This is a genomic window from Kitasatospora sp. NBC_01539, assembly GCF_045040525.1.
Taxonomy (GTDB): domain Bacteria; phylum Actinomycetota; class Actinomycetes; order Streptomycetales; family Streptomycetaceae; genus Kitasatospora.
Map to the genome: position 1 here is coordinate 7,085,978 of NZ_CP109390.1, position 14,867 is coordinate 7,100,844.

The 14,867-nt window shown below is 71.6% G+C and carries 15 protein-coding genes; 9 read left to right on the forward strand and 6 right to left on the reverse strand.

The window, feature by feature from the left end; translation table 11 throughout:
* Positions 1-232 precede the first annotated feature (232 nt).
* Genes OG335_RS30770 through OG335_RS30785 form a run of 4 tightly spaced genes read left to right on the forward strand, consistent with a single transcriptional unit; the run spans position 233 to position 2,948 of the window.
* Positions 233-1,267, forward strand: a complete 1,035-nt coding sequence (locus tag OG335_RS30770) for an AI-2E family transporter (protein ID WP_405014401.1) — start codon at positions 233-235, stop codon at positions 1,265-1,267.
* The gene (locus OG335_RS30775) at positions 1,264-1,482 is read left to right on the forward strand and encodes a hypothetical protein (RefSeq protein WP_405014402.1); all 219 of its coding nucleotides are present in this window, start codon (positions 1,264-1,266) and stop codon (positions 1,480-1,482) included. Before OG335_RS30770 ends, OG335_RS30775 begins: the two co-directional genes overlap by 4 nt.
* A gap of 57 nt (positions 1,483-1,539) precedes the next feature.
* Positions 1,540-1,923: a transposase gene (locus OG335_RS30780; protein WP_405009723.1), complete on the forward strand. Its 384-nt coding sequence runs from the start codon at positions 1,540-1,542 to the stop codon at positions 1,921-1,923.
* 20 nt (positions 1,924-1,943) lie between these two features.
* Entirely contained in the window at positions 1,944-2,948 is a 1,005-nt protein-coding gene (locus OG335_RS30785; RefSeq protein WP_405009724.1) for an IS3 family transposase, read from the forward strand.
* On the opposite strand, the gene OG335_RS30790 is transcribed toward OG335_RS30785, so the two are convergent.
* Positions 2,943-3,515, reverse strand: a complete 573-nt coding sequence (locus tag OG335_RS30790) for a hypothetical protein (RefSeq protein WP_405014403.1) — start codon at positions 3,513-3,515, stop codon at positions 2,943-2,945. The two genes, OG335_RS30785 and OG335_RS30790, sit on opposite strands and share 6 nt — an antisense overlap.
* Before the next feature lie 218 nt (positions 3,516-3,733).
* Positions 3,734-4,189 carry a MarR family winged helix-turn-helix transcriptional regulator gene (locus OG335_RS30795; RefSeq protein WP_405014404.1) on the reverse strand — a complete coding sequence of 152 codons (456 nt, stop codon included), beginning with the start codon at positions 4,187-4,189 and terminating at the stop codon, positions 3,734-3,736.
* A 107-nt stretch (positions 4,190-4,296) separates the two neighbouring features.
* Here OG335_RS30795 and OG335_RS30800 point away from each other — a divergent pair, with 107 nt between their 5' ends.
* Both OG335_RS30800 and OG335_RS30805 read left to right on the forward strand, forming a co-directional pair.
* Complete coding sequence (locus OG335_RS30800) at positions 4,297-5,328, forward strand: aldo/keto reductase (protein ID WP_405014405.1); 1,032 nt, start codon at positions 4,297-4,299, stop codon at positions 5,326-5,328.
* Positions 5,329-5,588: 260 nt separating this feature from the next.
* The gene (locus OG335_RS30805) at positions 5,589-6,710 is read left to right on the forward strand and encodes a Gfo/Idh/MocA family protein (protein ID WP_405014406.1); all 1,122 of its coding nucleotides are present in this window, start codon (positions 5,589-5,591) and stop codon (positions 6,708-6,710) included.
* Between the two features lie 240 nt (positions 6,711-6,950).
* Here the strand turns inward: OG335_RS30805 and OG335_RS30810 are convergent, their stop codons facing one another.
* Both OG335_RS30810 and OG335_RS30815 read right to left on the reverse strand, forming a co-directional pair.
* Complete coding sequence (locus OG335_RS30810; RefSeq protein ID WP_405014407.1) at positions 6,951-8,309, reverse strand: LLM class flavin-dependent oxidoreductase; 1,359 nt, start codon at positions 8,307-8,309, stop codon at positions 6,951-6,953.
* Positions 8,306-8,836, reverse strand: coding sequence for a flavin reductase family protein (locus OG335_RS30815; RefSeq protein WP_405014408.1), 531 nt, complete (start codon positions 8,834-8,836; stop codon positions 8,306-8,308). Before OG335_RS30815 ends, OG335_RS30810 begins: the two co-directional genes overlap by 4 nt.
* Before the next feature lie 1,004 nt (positions 8,837-9,840).
* On the opposite strand from OG335_RS30815, the gene OG335_RS30820 reads away from it, so the two are divergent.
* The 3 genes from OG335_RS30820 to OG335_RS30830 are packed head-to-tail and all read left to right on the forward strand — an operon-like array spanning position 9,841 to position 12,580.
* A complete protein-coding gene (locus tag OG335_RS30820; protein WP_405014409.1) occupies positions 9,841-10,914 on the forward strand; it encodes an ABC transporter substrate-binding protein in 1,074 nt (357 codons plus the stop codon).
* A gap of 5 nt (positions 10,915-10,919) precedes the next feature.
* The gene (locus OG335_RS30825) at positions 10,920-11,846 is read left to right on the forward strand and encodes an ABC transporter permease (RefSeq protein WP_405014410.1); all 927 of its coding nucleotides are present in this window, start codon (positions 10,920-10,922) and stop codon (positions 11,844-11,846) included.
* Positions 11,822-12,580, forward strand: a complete 759-nt coding sequence (locus OG335_RS30830) for an ABC transporter ATP-binding protein (RefSeq protein ID WP_405014411.1) — start codon at positions 11,822-11,824, stop codon at positions 12,578-12,580. The genes OG335_RS30825 and OG335_RS30830 overlap by 25 nt, the downstream gene beginning before the upstream one ends.
* 151 nt (positions 12,581-12,731) lie before the next feature.
* Here the strand turns inward: OG335_RS30830 and OG335_RS30835 are convergent, their stop codons facing one another.
* Both OG335_RS30835 and OG335_RS30840 read right to left on the reverse strand, forming a co-directional pair.
* Positions 12,732-13,715 (reverse strand): hypothetical protein, encoded by a 984-nt coding sequence (locus OG335_RS30835; RefSeq protein WP_405014412.1) that lies wholly within the window; start codon positions 13,713-13,715, stop codon positions 12,732-12,734.
* Positions 13,716-13,813: 98 nt separating this feature from the next.
* Positions 13,814-14,713, reverse strand: coding sequence for a helix-turn-helix domain-containing protein (locus OG335_RS30840; RefSeq protein ID WP_405014413.1), 900 nt, complete (start codon positions 14,711-14,713; stop codon positions 13,814-13,816).
* Between the last annotated feature and the right edge of the window lie 154 nt (positions 14,714-14,867).

Sequence of the window (14,867 nt, forward strand, 5' to 3'; positions counted from 1 at the left end):
CGAACTGCCGGCAGATGTCGTGGACCACGGCCTGGGGACCGGGTTACGAGGGCGCGGTCGAGGACGGCGGTGCGGCCGGTGGCGGTGTCCGTGCCGTCGGGGGGTGCGCCGAGCAGGTGAATCGGGGCGGGCGGGGCTGCAGGGCGGCCTCGGGCGGACGGTGGCGGGGGAGGATTGCCGCAACGTGCGCTGTCGCGCTGCCGCGCTGTCGCGTGGGGAAGGGCGGACCTGGATGGACTTCGACCGGGAAGGTGCCGAGGAGGGGCCGCGGCTGGGGGCCGCTTCGCGGTGGGGGACGGCGGTGCTGGTGGCGGCCGCGGTGGTGGCGCTGGTCGTCGCGCTGTGCGTGCTGCTGCGGGCGGCGGTGCTGCCACTGCTGATCGCGGTGCTGATCACCGCGCTGGTGGAGCCGATCAGTCGGCGGCTGACGGTGCGCGGGCTGCCGCGGGCCGCCGCGGCGGCGGCCGGGTGCCTGGTGCTGGTCGTGGTGGTGGGGGCCGCGCTGTGGGTGGTGGTGCGGTTGATCTCGGACGCGGCGTCAGGACTGACCGCCTCGTTGCGGGCGGCCGCGGACCGGGCGTCCGGGACGGATCCGCTGGCGCAGGCGGTCCGGGGGGCCGCGAGCGGGGTGGAGCAGCTCGGGGAGAGCCTGGGCAAGGGGATCGTGTCGGGCGTGCTGAGCGGGGTGGGTCTGGCCGCGCAGGTGCTGGCGTGCGGGGTGTTGACGCTGGCGCTGGCGTTCTTCCTGCTGCGGGACCGTCCGCTGCTGGTGGAGGGTCTGCGGCGGGCGGCGCCTGCGGGCCAGGGGGAGCGGGTGGTCGCGGTGGCCCGGACCGGGTACGGCGCGATGTCCGGTTTCATGCGCGGGACGACGATCATCGCGGGTATCGACGCGGTGTTCATCGTGGTGGGCCTGACGATCCTCGGGGTGCCGCACGCGCTGGGTCTGGGCGCGCTGGTGTTCGTCGGGGCGTACGTGCCGTACGCGGGCGCGTTCCTGTCGGGGCTGACCGCGGTGGTGGTGGCGTTCGCGGACGGGGGCCTGGCGGAGGCGCTGTGGGCGTTCGTGATCGTGCTGGCCGTGCAGGCCGTGGAGGGGGCGGTGCTGCAGCCGGCGGTCCAGAGCCGGACGGTGCGGCTGCACCCGGCGGTGGTGCTGCTGGCCATCGTGACGGGTGCCTCGCTCGGCGGGCTGCTCGGCACACTGCTCGCCGTCCCGCTCACCGCCGCCGCGGTCGGCATCGTGCACCAGGTGCGGCAGTGGTGAGCAGCGAGCGGACGGGCAGCGGGCCGACGGGAGTACGCCGTGCCGGCCGGGCCGAGATCTGCGCCACCGGTAACGCCGCCGACTCCGTCGTGCTGACCACCCGCTCCGCCGCGGCCCGGACCTGGCAGGGCTACCGCTCGTGGACGGGCAGCCCGTCCGGGCCGCGGACCTCGATGCGCAGGCCGAACCCGTCCCTCTCTGTCAGCCTTGGGTGAGACATCCCGCTTTGTCGGGTTAGCCTGAGAGGGCCCCGAGTAGGAGTTCCACCCCTGATGACCAGCACCAATCCGTCCGCTGCCAGCCCGGCTCCCAAGCCGAAGCGCCGCACGTTCAGCCCCGAGTACAAGCTGCGGATCGTCGCCGAGTACGACGCCGCGCCCGAGGGTGAGAAGGGTGCGGTCCTGCGCCGCGAGCGCCTGTACCACTCCCACGTCACCGAATGGCGGGCCGCGCGCGATGCCGGCGCCCTGGAAAACCTGGCCGACCGCCGCACGAGCCCGGTCCGCCCGAAGAAGTCCGCCGCCGAGGCCGAGAACGAGAAACTGCGCCGGCAGGTGGAACGGCTGGAGAAGGAACTCGCCCGGAACAAGGCCGCATTGGAGGTCCTGGGAAAAGCGTCGGCGCTCTTGGAAATGATCTCCGAGAGCGCGGACTGAGGCACGCCGCCGATCCCGTCGTGGACGAGGCCTTCACCGCCGTCGAACACGAGCTGGGCATCACGGCAGCGTGCCGGCTGACCGGCCGCTCCCGGGCCACCCACTACCGCAGGCTGAAGCCGCCGCCCGCGCGCCAGCCCAGGTCCCCGCAGGTCCAGCCGTCGGCCCTGACAGCCGAAGAGCGTGATGCGGTACTGGCGTTGATGAACAGCCCCGAGTACGCCGAGCTGCCGCCCGCGCAGATCTGGGCCCGTGAACTGGACACCGGGCGCTACCACTGCTCGGTCTCCACGATGTACCGGATCCTGCGCGAACGGGGGCAGTCCGGTGAGCGCCGCCGCCAGGCCACCCACCCGGCCAAGACAGTGCCCGAACTCGTCGCCGACGGCCCATCCCAGGTGTTCACCTGGGACATCACCAAAGCAGCCGGCCCCGGCAAGGGCATCTGGTACCACGCCTACGTCATCATCGACATCTTCAGCCGCTACATCGTCGGCCACACCGTCGAGGCGGCCGAATCAGCCGAACGGGCCGAGGAGCTGATCCGCGAGACCATCGCGCGCAACGGCATCGTCCCCGAGACCGTGCACGCCGACCGCGGCACCTCCATGACCTCCAAGAAGGTCTCCCAGCTGCTGATCGATCTCGGCGTCACCCGGAGCCACTCACGCCCCAGGGTCTCCAACGACAACCCCTACAGCGAGGCACAGTTCAAGACCACCAAGTACATGGCCGACTATCCCGAGCGGTTCGACTCCCTGGCCCACGCCCGCGAATGGTTCGACGCCTTCATCTCGTACTACAACCACGAACACCGGCACTCGGGCATCGCACTTCACACGCCCGCCAGCGTCCACTTCGGCACCGCCGAGGAGATCCGCGACCAGCGGGCCGTCACCCTCGCCCAGGCCTACGCACACCACCCCGAACGCTTCGGCCGCCGCCCCAGACCACCCGAGATCCCGCCGACGGCGTGGATCAACGACCCCGCCAAGCGCCGCGAGCCCGCACCACAAACCTCATAGCCTCACGACCGTCTCACTGGACTTGAAATCTTCCGCGTCGCGCAGCGCCGCCGCCTGCCCGGGGGTGGCCAGCAGGTAGTGGTCGTCGGCGCAGACGCCCCTGCCGGGGACGCGGTGGAAGACCCGGGGGTCGCCACCGCCCGGGACGAGGTCGCGGATGCCCTCCCGAACGGCGTCCAGGTCGAGGTAGTCGTCGGACTCCTGCTCGATCCACCAGGACTTCGGCTCGCCGTTGACCTTGAAGCCGAGGGTCCGGGGCGAGCCGATCGCACCGACCAGCCCCACGTCTGTGACGGTCACCGCACCGCCGGTCATCCGCTCCGCGCTTTCGAGGATACCGGTGTAGGCGTCCTCCGCGAAGTCGACGTCCTCGCCGTGGACCTGCAGGGCCACCTCGCACACCTCGAGTACCCCGGCCAGCCCCTCGCTGCGCCGGTCCGGTCGGGGCTCGCCCCAGTCGGCGGTGCACGTGACCGCCTCGTCCGCCTTCCGACGGGTGATCATGCCGAGCTCGTGCAGCCGGACGGCCAACCGCTGATAGGTGTTCATCCCCGTGTTCTCGACCACACGCGGGATTCTGACATGCCGTCCCGACAGCGCCGTCCCGACAGTGCGGCCGGGACTCTGCGGGAGCGGGACCGGCGGCGGGCACGGCGGTTCGCGGCAGGTCGTCGACCGTCCACGGGATGCCGACCGGATCACGACGTCCACGCGCGGCTGACGTGCCCTCCGTCGCCGGCGCATGTGAGACGGAGCCGTTGGCCGGGCCGGCCCTGTTCCGGCGCCTACAGCCGGCGGAACAGGGAACTCAGCGTTTCGATCTCCTGCGCGGAGAGCCTGTCGGTGAGGTGGCGGCGTACGGCGGTGTCCAGGCCGGGGTGTACGGCGGTGATGGCCGCGCGTCCGGTGTCGGTGAGGGTGACGGTGACACCGCCGGCGCGTTCGCGGGCGACGAGTCCGCGCTTGCCCATGCGGGTGAGCTGGTGGGAGATGCGGGTGCGGTCCCAGCCGAGTGACGCGGCGAGCTCGCTCTGGCGCAGGCTGCCTCCCGCCTTGTTGAGGTTGGCGAGGATCGTCAGGTCCGGTTCGGACAGGCCCGCCGCCTCGGCGGTGTCCGCGATCACGCGGGCTCGGACGACCTCGTGGGCGCGCTTGAAGGCGCTCCAGAAGTCGACGGGCTCGTACGCGGCGTCGGTCACGGCCTCGTCCGGTGCGGCGGCCCCTCCATTGGATGTTGACATATCAACGCGCCTCTTCTTAGTGTTGAGATGTCAACGCTAACAGGTGGATGCGCCCTCAGCAGCCCCCTGTCGGTCGCGTCCACCCATCTCGCCCCGCAGGAGGCACCGTGCAAACCCGACCCCTCGGAACCGGCGGCCCGCAGGTCCCCACTCTCGCGCTGGGCTGCGCCGGCATGTCCGACCACACCGCCCCCGCCGACGATGCCGACGCCATCGCCACGATCCACGCGGCCCTCGACGCGGGCGTCACCCTCCTCGACACCGCCGACTTCTACGGCATGGGTCACAACGAGGACCTCATCCGCCGCGCCCTGCGCGCCGGCGATCGCGAAAAGGCGCTGCTGAGTGTCAAGTTCGGCGGTCTGCGCGGCCCCGACGGATCCTTCGTCGGCATCGAGGGCCGCCCCGCCCACGTGAAGAACGCGCTCGCCTACTCGCTGCGCCGCCTCGGCACCGACCACGTCGACATCTACCGCCCCGCCCGCCTCGCCCCCGACACCCCGATCGAGGACACGGTCGGCGCCATCTCCGAGCTGGTCCAGGCCGGGTACGTGCGGCACGTCGGGCTCTCCGAGGTGGGGCCTGAGACCATCCGCCGTGCCCACGCCGTGCACCCGATCTGCGATGTGCAGATCGAATACTCCCTGTTCAGCCGTGATCCCGAGGCCAACGGCATCCTGGACACCTGCCGCGAGCTGGGGATCGGCGTCACCGCCTACGGGATCCTCGCACACGGCCTGCTCACCGGCGCCCACCGGCAACCCGCCGGAGACGACCCGCGCGCCCACTGGCTGCCCCGCTTCCACCCCGACAACCTCGCCACGAACCTCACCCTCGTCGAACGGCTGCGACCGCTCGCCGACGCGCGCGGCATCAGCGTGGCGCAACTCGCCACCGCCTGGGTCATCGCCCAGAGCCGTGAGCGCGGCACCATCGTGGGCATCCTGGGCGCCCGCCGACCCCACCGCATCGCGGAGGCCCTGGCCGCGGCCGACGTCGCCCTGACCGACGCGGACCTCCGCACGATCGACGAGGCCGTCCCGGCCGATGCAGTGGCTGGAACCCGCTACGCCGCACCCCTGATGGCTCTGCTGGACAGCGAGCGCGCCCCGAATCCGTCTGTCAGCGCACGGAACTGACCGCCGACGGCCGGCCGGACTTCGCGGCCTCCACCGACATGGTCTCCGTCGGCATGCCCGGTGAAACGGGCCAGAAGTTCCGGGGCGCCTGCGACACCACCGTGTCCCTCACGCCCATCTGCGGCGTCACCCGCCGGCCCACGCACTGCGATCCCACGCACTCCGATCCCACGCACTCCGATCCCGCACCCACCGGGCGCGGGTCTCCTGCCCCTGTGAGGGGCGCCGGTTCCATCTGCACAGAGGACAGGCTGAAAATCGTGAACACATCCACATCACTGCTCACCGAGCTGGTCCGGTCCGAGAAGCCGATCGGAGTGGGGATCATCGGACTCGGGGCGCACGGTAGTTGGGCCGAGCGATCTCACCTGCCGGCTCTGCGCGCCGTCGCGGGTTACGAGTTGAAGGCCCTGAGCACGAGTTCGAAAGAGTCGGCGGAGCTCTCCGGGCAGAGGCACGGTGTCTCTCGCACCTTCGGGACGGCGGCCGAACTGGCCGCCTGCGACGAGGTGGACCTCGTGGTCGTGGCGGTGAAGGTGCCGCACCACCGGGAACTGGTGCGGGCGGCGCTGAGCGCGGGCAAGAGCGTGCTGTGCGAGTGGCCGCTGGGCAACGGGCTCGCGGAGGCCGAGGACATGGCGCGGCAAGCGCGCCGCCGCGCCGTGCCGACCGTCGTCGGACTCCAGGCGCGGTCGCACCCGGCCCTCGCCCGTGCACGGGATCTCGTGGCCGACGGCTACGTGGGGGAGGTGCTGTCCACGACGGTCGTCGGTTCCGGCGGTGCCTGGGGCGCCACCGTCGGCCCCGGTGATCACTATGTGCTCGACGCCGCCAGCGGCGCGACACTGCTGACCATTCCCTTCAGCCATACCCTCGACGGTCTCGCGTCCGTCCTGGGAGAGCCCGAGGAACTGCGGATCCACCTGGCGTCGCGGCGTACGTCGGCCGTGGACACCGAGAGCGGACAGCCCGTGCCCATGACCGCCGCGGACCAGGTGGTGGCCTCGGGACGGCTGCCGGGCGGCGCGGTGGTCACCTTCCACTACCGCGGAGGCATGTCGCGGGGCACCAACTTCCGCTGGGAGATCAACGGCACCGAGGGCGACCTCGTCCTCACCGCCCCGGTCGGTCATCTCCAGCTCAGCCCGGTCACCCTCGAAGGCGGCCGCGGAACGTCCCCCGGACTCGCCCCCCTGACGGTGCCGGAATCGTACGTTCGCGTCCCGCAACTGGACCCCCGAGCCGACGCGCCGGTCTACGCGGTCGCTCACGCCTACCAGCAGTTCCTGGACGACCTGCGCGAGGGCACGTCAGCGGTACCCGATTTCGCGCACGGCGCCGCCCGGCACCGCAGCATCGAATCCGCCATGACGACGGCCTGACCGGATGTGCGGGCCTCGGCCCACCGGGTGCGGCACGGGAGGTGGCCGGGCGGTCTTCCCGCACGAGGCAGACGCGGATCGGCACCGCTTGGCAGGAACCCGGCCGGCTTCGGGCCATCTGTCGTGGCAGGACGGCGGACGGAGATTCCGGCGGCACCGGACGGCCACCCGGGCAGGACGGCCACCCGGGCAGGGCCGTCCGGTGCGGCCGTCAGGCCCCTGCCGGCAGCGGGGGAGTCGTCACCGGGAGACCGCCGGCTGCCGTGCGGCGGCGGTGATCCGGTTCTCCGGCCGGGGCAGGCCGTAGTGCTCGCGCAGGGTGCGGCCGGTGTACTCGGTGCGGAACAGCCCGCGCTCCTGGAGGATCGGCACCACCCGGTCGACGAACACTTCGAGGCCGGACGGCAGCACGGCCGGCATGATGTTGAAGCCGTCCGCCGCGCCGTTGGTGAACCAGTGCTCGATGGTGTCCGCGACCTGAACCGCCGTACCGGCGAAGGTCCGATGGCCGCGTCCACCGCCGAGCCGTCCGATCAGCCGGCGAACGGTCAGCTTCTCGCGCCGGGCCAGTTCCACGATCAGGGTGAAACGGCTCTTGGAGTCCTCGATCTCGTCCTCGCCGGGCAGGTTCGGCGGCAACTCGGCGTCCAGGTCGAGCTGTTCGGGATCGAGGCCGAGGAACCTCGCCAGCTGCTGCCTGGCGTACTCGGGGAGGATCAGCCGCTCCAGTCCGGCCTCCAGCTCCAGGGCTTCGGCCTCGGTGTCGCCGATCACCGGCACGATGCCGGGCAGGATCAGCACCCTGCCCGGGTCGCGGCCGGCACTCCGCACGCGCGCCTTGAGGTCCTGGTAGAAGGCGAGGGCCTCCTCGAAGGTCTGCTGCGCGGTGAACACCGCCTCGGCGTACCGGGCGGCGAATTCCTTGCCGTTCTCGCTCGATCCGGCCTGCACCAGCAGCGGGTAACCCTGCGGTGAGCGGGGCACGTTCAGCGCTCCGGCCACCTTGAAGTACTTGCCGACGTGGTCGGCGGCGAACACCCGGTCGGCCTCGGCGTGGACACCGCGCTCGCGGTCTCCGACGATCGCGTCGTCGGCCCAGCTGTCCCAGAGCCGGGTGGACACCTCGACGAACTCCGCGGCCCGCTCGTAGCGGTCCCGGTGCAGCGGGGTGTCGTCGAGGCCGAAGTTGCGCGCCGCCTCGGCTCCCGCTGTGGTGACGATGTTCCAGCCGGCCCGTCCGCCGCTGACGTGGTCCAGCGAGGCGAACCGGCGGGCCAGGTTGTACGGCTCGTTGTAGCTGGTCGACGCGGTGGCGATGAGTCCGATACGGCTGGTCGCCCCGGCGAGGGCGGTCAGCAGCACGGTCGGTTCCAGCTGCCCGCTCGGCCGTCGGCCGGGGTCGCCCCACTGGACGGGGGCGTCCGCGAGGAACAGCGAGTCCAGCTTGCCGCGTTCGGCGATCCTGGCCAGGTTCTTCCAGTGCTCGACGTCGGTGGTGGCCAGCACGTTGCTCTCGGGCAGCCGCCAGGCCGCCTCGTGATGGCCGACGTTCATCAGGAACGCGTTGAGGTGGAGCGAGCGGTCGTCGTTGTCGGTCATGATGTCCCTCCGTCTGCCGGGTTCTCCAGCGAGTGGTAACGGCCGTCGTGGTAGACCAGCGGGCTGGGCGTGGGGGAGAGCCAGGAGTCCTCGACCCGGCCGATCACGATGCGGTGGCCGGCGGCCGGGACCACGTTCTCCACCCGGAGCCGCAGCCACCCCGACACGTCGTCGAGCACCGGACCACCGTCGGGCAGCCGCCGCCAGCGGGTCGGCTCGGCGAAGCGGTCGATGCCGCTGGTCGCGAACCGCCGTGCCACCGCTTCCTGTTCGGCCCCGAGGAAGTTCACCACGAGGGTGTCGGAGTCTCTGACGTGCGGCCAGCTGGACGAGGTCTCGGAGACCGAGAAGGAGACCAGCGGAGGGTCGAGCGACAGCGAGGCGAGCGAGGTGGCGGTGAAGCCGACCGGTCCCCGGCCGGCGTCGAGCGTGAGCACCACGACGCCCGCCGGATAGCGCCGGAACACCTGTCTGAAGCGGTCCGGGGCGGCGCCCGGCTGTGCGTACGTCGAAAGATCAGCAGTCATCACGACTCCTGTGGGTGAAGGGGACGGAACGGGCCGGAAGGCGGCATGCCGGGCCGCGCGGACGCGCAATGCGCGGTTACAGGGAATTCACAGGGAATTGACCCGAAGGTGGCGGCCGGTCACGCCTGACAGCGGACTCGACAGGAGCGCTCTGCGGGCGCTTCCTGGATTCCGTGCCGCCGGTCGGTCATGAATCCATCCTTGCCACTGCGTTCGGCGTCCGTCAACAATTTAACCCTCTGAATTAACTCGGTTTCGCCGCCACGACACGTCGGATAGCCTCGCCGACATGCCCGTCGGGTCGGCGTACGGCGAGTCGGGCACCACCGCGCCCCCGGCAGCACTCCTGCCGCGAAACTGCCCGTCGGTACCGTCCGTTCCGGCTCCTCGCACACCCGGGAACGCGCCTCGGCCTCCGATCCGGGTTCCACCGGGCACGTGCGGCAGCCGGCACCGTCCCCGGCCCGACGACCACCAGCACCTCCGGACCGAGGACGTCCGGCGGCCCGTCGTGCCGGCCTCGCCCGTTCCCGGAACATCTCCACCGCTCCGGCGTGTCCGCCCCGCGCGGCCCTGGCGGTCGCAGCCGCGGACCGCGGTGGGGGGAATTGATTTCACGTCTGGAACAAACATTGCAGGGCCGAAGTCGGTCTGGTTAAAGTCCGGGCATGGAATCGATTCGGCATCTCGGTGAGCGGGCGCGACGCGCCGGCATCGGCGCCGTGCGATGTAACCGCCGCTGTCGGCGTAATTCCGCCTGACCTGGCTCCGCCAGGCTCGTCTCCGGCTCTGTCGTCCGGATTCTCCGGCACGGCGTCGACCCATCTGCGGGGCGTTTCCCCCTGACAACCGGCGCCTTTCGCCTGCACCCACATCCTGCTGCCGTCGTGCGCCCCTTCAGCCCGAGGGCTGCACGGCCGTCGGCGAATTCCCGAGCACCGTACGTGTTTCACCGCGCCGCCGCGCGGTGGTCACGTGTGCCGACCGTACCTAAGGACCTTCACGTGCCGAGCTACAGATCGACGTCCACCTCCGGCCCGAACCGCCGACTCTTCCTGCAGGCCCTGCTCGGGACGGGCGCCGCCCTCGGGCTGAGTGCCTGCGCGAGTGCCGCCGCGAACGGGCCCGCGCTGTCGACGTCCGCACCACTGCCGAGTGCGGTGCCGTCCGGCACCGCACTGAGCATTGCCTCGGCGACCGGCGCCCAGGAACTCCAGCTCAAGCTCGCCGGGCTCCTGGACCACCTTCCCTTCACCGCCTCCGCGTGGCCGAACATCGGAGCCGGCCCGGACGTCATCAACGCCTTCCGCGCCCACTCCCTCGATGTGGCCAACAACGCGGGGATCCCGCCGATCCAGGCCCACTACCAGGGCTTCGACGCCCGGATCGTGGCCGTGGCACTGACCCGCAAGCCCACCTACGTGTTCGCGACCAAGCCGCACAGCGACATCCGGTCGGCCGCCGACTTCCGGGGCAGGAAGCTGGCGTTCTCGCAGGGCCAGGCCCAGGGCGTCGTGCTGCTGCGCGCCCTGAAGAAGGCGGGGCTGAAGGCCTCCGACGTCACCCTCGTCCCGCTGACCAGCAACCAGTTCCTCACCGCGCTCCAGGCCGGCCAGGTGGACATCGCCCCACTCGCCATCTCCCAGGTGCCCGCCTACCTGTCCCGGTACGGCTCGGACGGCGCGCACACCATCACCACCGACGTCGTGGACCTGCTCAACGTCCTGTGGGCGCCGTCCTCGGTCCTGGCCGACCCCGGGAAGGCGGCGGCCGTCGCCGCGTACATCCCGCTCTGGGCCAAGGGCCTGGTCTGGGTGTACGAGAACCCGGACACCTGGAACCAGGAGTACTACGTCAAGACCCAGAACATCACGCTGGAGCAGGCCAAGGGCATCACCGCGCTGACCAACAAGCCGCTGTTCCCGCCGACCTGGGACGAGGCCCTCGCCTGGGAGCAGGAGACGGCCGACCTGCTCGCTGAGGGCGGCTTCGTCAAGCCCTTCAAGGCCGACGCGCTGTTCGACCGCCGCTTCGAGTCGATCGCGGCCGGCGCCGTCGCGGCAGAGTACCGGAGTTGAGCTCCATGACCGACACCGCCTCCGCGGCACTCGCGCCGCCCGCCGCCGCTCCGTCTGCCGCCGCTCCGTCCTCCTCCGCTCCGTCCTCCGCCTCTTCCGGTTCCGCCTCTTCCGGGACCGCCGCCGGTACCCCGACCGGGCCCGGACCCCGACGGCTCAGGCGTCTCGGTCCGGGCCGTCGCCTCCCCTACGCCCGCCTGCTGGGGCCCGCGGCACTGGCGCTGGTCTGGTCGATCGCAAGCCTGGCCGGTGTGCTCGACCCACGGGTCCTGCCCGCGCCCTGGACGGTTGTGCAGACCGGCGTCCAGCGATGGACGGACGGGCCGCTGGCCACCGACATCGCGGATTCGCTGTGGCGCGCCACCCAGGGATTCGCCATCGGCCTGACCCTCGGTGTCGTGCTGGCACTGCTGGCCGGGCTCAGCCGGATCGGCGAAGCCCTCATCGACGGCTCGGTCCAGATCAACCGGGCGGTCCCGACGCTCGGTGTGATCCCGCTGTTCATCCTCTGGCTCGGTATCGGGGAGACCTTCAAGGTCGCGATCATCACGATCGTGGTCTACATCCCGATCTACCTCAACCTGTACTCGGCGCTGTCCGGCATCGACCAGCGCTTCGTCCAGCTCGCCGAGGTGCTCGGGCTCAGCCGACCGCAGTTCGTCCGGCAGATCGTCATCCCCGGCGCACTGCCCGGATTCTTCGTCGGGCTCCGGCTGGGCGTGACCGGCTCGTGGCTCTCGCTGGTCGTGCTGGAGCAGATCAACTCCACCAGCGGCCTGGGCTACATGATGTTCCAGGCGCAGAACTACGGCCAGACCGACGTGATCGTGCTCGGCCTGCTGATCTACGGGATCTTCGGCTTCGTCTCGGACTCCATCGTCCGCATCCTGGAACGGAGGGTGCTGTCATGGCGGCGCTCGTTGAACGGCTGACCCCACCCGCGGTCCGGATCAGCGGGCTGACGCGGGGCTTCGCCGAGCGCGTCGTCCTGGACGGGATCGATCTGGACATCCCCCCTGGGCAGTTCGTCGCACTGCTCGGACACAGCGGCTCGGGCAAGAGCACCCTGCTGCGGGCCATCGCCGACCTGGACCACGAGGTCACCGGCTCCGGCGAGTTGGAGGCGCCGCAGCGCATCTCGGTCGTCTTCCAGGACTCCCGGCTGCTGCCCTGGCGCCGAGTGCTCGACAACGTCCTGCTCGGTGTCCAGGGCAAGGACCCCGCCGAACGCGGCCGCGCGGCCCTGGCCGAGGTCGGCCTGGCCGGCCGCGAACGGGCCTGGCCCAGTGAGCTGTCCGGCGGCGAGCAGCAGCGGGCGGCACTCGCCCGTTCCCTGGTCCGGGAACCTGAACTGCTGCTGGCCGACGAGCCGTTCGGCGCCCTCGACGCGCTGACCAGGATCAAGATGCACACCCTGCTCCGCGAACTGTGGGAGCGGCACAGGCCCTCGGTGCTTCTCGTCACCCACGACGTGGACGAGGCGATCGTGCTGGCCGACCGCGTTCTGGTGCTCGACGAAGGCCGCTTCAGCCTGGACCTGACCATCGACCTCGACCACCCGCGGTCCTACCGGGACCCGCGCCTCGCCGAGTTCCGGGAGCAGTTGCTCGCTGCACTCGGCGTCGCGGAGCACGCCGAACCGCGGACGGCGCACGACGCCGTGTGACCCGGGCGACACGCCCCGCCGGGCCAGGGCCGGCCGCCCGTCGATCCTCGCGGCGACGGGCGGCCGGCATCTGCGGTGTCGGCCCGGTGCCCGGTCGAGCGGCGGCAGCGGGGCAGGGACGGGAGGCCACGACAAGGTCTTCAGCGGTCTTTCAGCGGTGGCGGCCGGGCAGGCGGGCGAGCAGGAGGTTGGGGTCCTCGGCCGTGGTGTAGGCGGCGTTGAGGACGTACACCTCCTTGCCGCGCAGTGCGACGGAGGTGGGGTTCTGGAGTCCGTCGTCGGCGTTCAGAACGGTGCTGTGGGTGCCGTCGGGCCGGATGAGCACGACCTCGTTGGGGGCGTTGAGGGCGGCGAGCACCTCGTTGCCGCGGCCGGTGAAGGCGAAGTCGTCGATACCGGCCAGGCCGGACGCCCTCACCTGCGGCACTCCCGCCCGGTTTCCGTGACGGATCGGGATGCGGACGAGGGTGCCCTTGTCGAGGTTGGTCACCCAGAGCGCGCCGTCGTGCACCTTCGCGCCGTTGGCTCCGAGGAAGCCGGTCGGAGCGAGCTCGGGCGCAGTCGACCAGGCGGTGGGCCGGCCCCCGGAGAGGGGGACGGTCCACACGGTGCCGAGCACCGAGTCGGTGATGTAGAGCTGCTTGCTGTGCGGGTCCAGCGCCAGGCCGTTGGGCAGGCCGTCCGGGGGCAGTGCGGCGATGCGCTCCGGTGCCCGGCCGGGTGCCAGCCGCCACAGGCCGGTCAGGTCGGCGGTGCCGGTCGCGTACAGCGCGTACGTGCTTCCGTCCGCGGCCTGGACGATGCCGGTGGCCAGGGGGAATCCGAGGACAGGGGTCCTGACTCCGCCGTCGGCGGGCGCGGGCAGGGTCGCCAGGATGCGGGTGCCGCCCCCAGGGGTGATCCGGGCGATCTGGCGGCTGCCGGCGAACGTCACGTCGGCCGTGCCGTCGGGCAGCAGGGCGATGTTCTCCGGCATCTGGCCCGCGGCCAGGTCGAAGTGATGGGTGATCCGGACGTGGCCCAGGGGTTCCTTGGCCGTCGGGGCGGCGTGGGCGGCGTGGGCGGGGAGGGCCACGGCGATGGCCGCTGCGACCGTCGCCGCGGCTGTTGCGACGAGGCTGCTTCGCTTGAGCATGGGTTCCTTCTCTGTTTTCCAGCATGCGGGCATGCCGCAGCCAGGGGGTGTCGGGGGTGTGCGGAGCCCGGCAGGTGCTGGAGAGGGGGCTTCTCGGGTCAGGAGGGACGGGAGCCGGCGCCCCTGCGGGGCCGGACCGCCTCGCTCGGCCCGCAGGCCTGGGCGAGGAGGCTGAGGGCTGTCGCGGAGGGGGATCCCGGGGCGGCCGTGGCGATCACCACGGCGGGTCCGGTTCCCTGCGGACTCTGGAGCGTCTGCTGGGTGACGGTCAGGGTCCCGACCGTGGGGTGGTGCATCTCGTAATCGGCGACATCGCAGGCCAGGATCCGGTGATCGGCCCACATGGCCGCGAACTCCGGGCTGCGCATGGTCAGCTCACCGACCAGCCCGGCCAGCAGAGGATCCTCCGGGTACCGGCCGGCGGTGAGGCGCAGGTTGCCGACCACGGCCCTGGCCTTGGCGGGCCAGTCGGCATAGAGGTCCCGGGTGTGAGCGTCGAGGAACACCAGCTTCGCCATGTTCGGCCGACGGCCCGGTTCGGCGGGACCGCCCCGGTCGAAGTGGCCGGCGAACAACGCGTGGCCCTGCGTGTTCCAGGCCAGAACGTCACCACGGCGGCCCACGACGATGGCGGGTGTGCCTTCGAGAGCCGCCAGCAACGCGGCGGTGGCCGGGGTGACGCGCTCGGGACGGGGACGGGGTGTGGCTCTGCCCCGCTCCGGCGCACGGGCGAGTTCGTGCAGATGGGTCCGCTCGGACTCGTCCAGGCGCAGGGCAGTCGCGATGGCGTCGAGCACTTCGCGCGAGGCGTTGCGCGACCGGCCCTGCTCAAGCCGGGCGTAGTACGGCGAGCTGATGCCCGCGAGCATCGCCAGCTCCTCCCGCCGCAGTCCCGGCACCCGGCGCCGCTCGCCGTAGGTCTGCAACCCGATGTCCTCGGGACGCAGGAGGCCCCGGCGTGCCTGGAGGAAGTCGGCGAGCTGCCCGTGCTTGTTCATGGAACCGAGTATGGGCAGCACGACCGAGCCGCGCCTCACCCTGCCGGGGTGCGGATCAGCAGGGCCCGGCTGCTCCCCGCACCGGCCGCCGCGATGGGCGGTATCGCCCCTGCGCCGTCCTCACTCTCGGGAGGACCAGCCGTCCTCACCCTCG

Bases quoted from the DNA above. Each gene is read 5' to 3' on its own strand.
- OG335_RS30825 (WP_405014410.1), top strand. From the start codon at position 10,920: ATGACCGACACCGCCTCCGCGGCACTCGCGCCGCCCGCCGCCGCTCCG.
- OG335_RS30795 (WP_405014404.1), bottom strand. From the start codon at position 4,189: ATGTCAACATCCAATGGAGGGGCCGCCGCACCGGACGAGGCCGTGACC.
- OG335_RS30770 (WP_405014401.1), top strand. From the start codon at position 233: ATGGACTTCGACCGGGAAGGTGCCGAGGAGGGGCCGCGGCTGGGGGCC.
- OG335_RS30810 (WP_405014407.1), bottom strand. From the start codon at position 8,309: ATGACCGACAACGACGACCGCTCGCTCCACCTCAACGCGTTCCTGATG.
- OG335_RS30780 (WP_405009723.1), top strand. From the start codon at position 1,540: ATGACCAGCACCAATCCGTCCGCTGCCAGCCCGGCTCCCAAGCCGAAG.
- OG335_RS30835 (WP_405014412.1), bottom strand. From the start codon at position 13,715: ATGCTCAAGCGAAGCAGCCTCGTCGCAACAGCCGCGGCGACGGTCGCA.
- OG335_RS30840 (WP_405014413.1), bottom strand. From the start codon at position 14,713: ATGAACAAGCACGGGCAGCTCGCCGACTTCCTCCAGGCACGCCGGGGC.
- OG335_RS30830 (WP_405014411.1), top strand. From the start codon at position 11,822: ATGGCGGCGCTCGTTGAACGGCTGACCCCACCCGCGGTCCGGATCAGC.
- OG335_RS30815 (WP_405014408.1), bottom strand. From the start codon at position 8,836: ATGACTGCTGATCTTTCGACGTACGCACAGCCGGGCGCCGCCCCGGAC.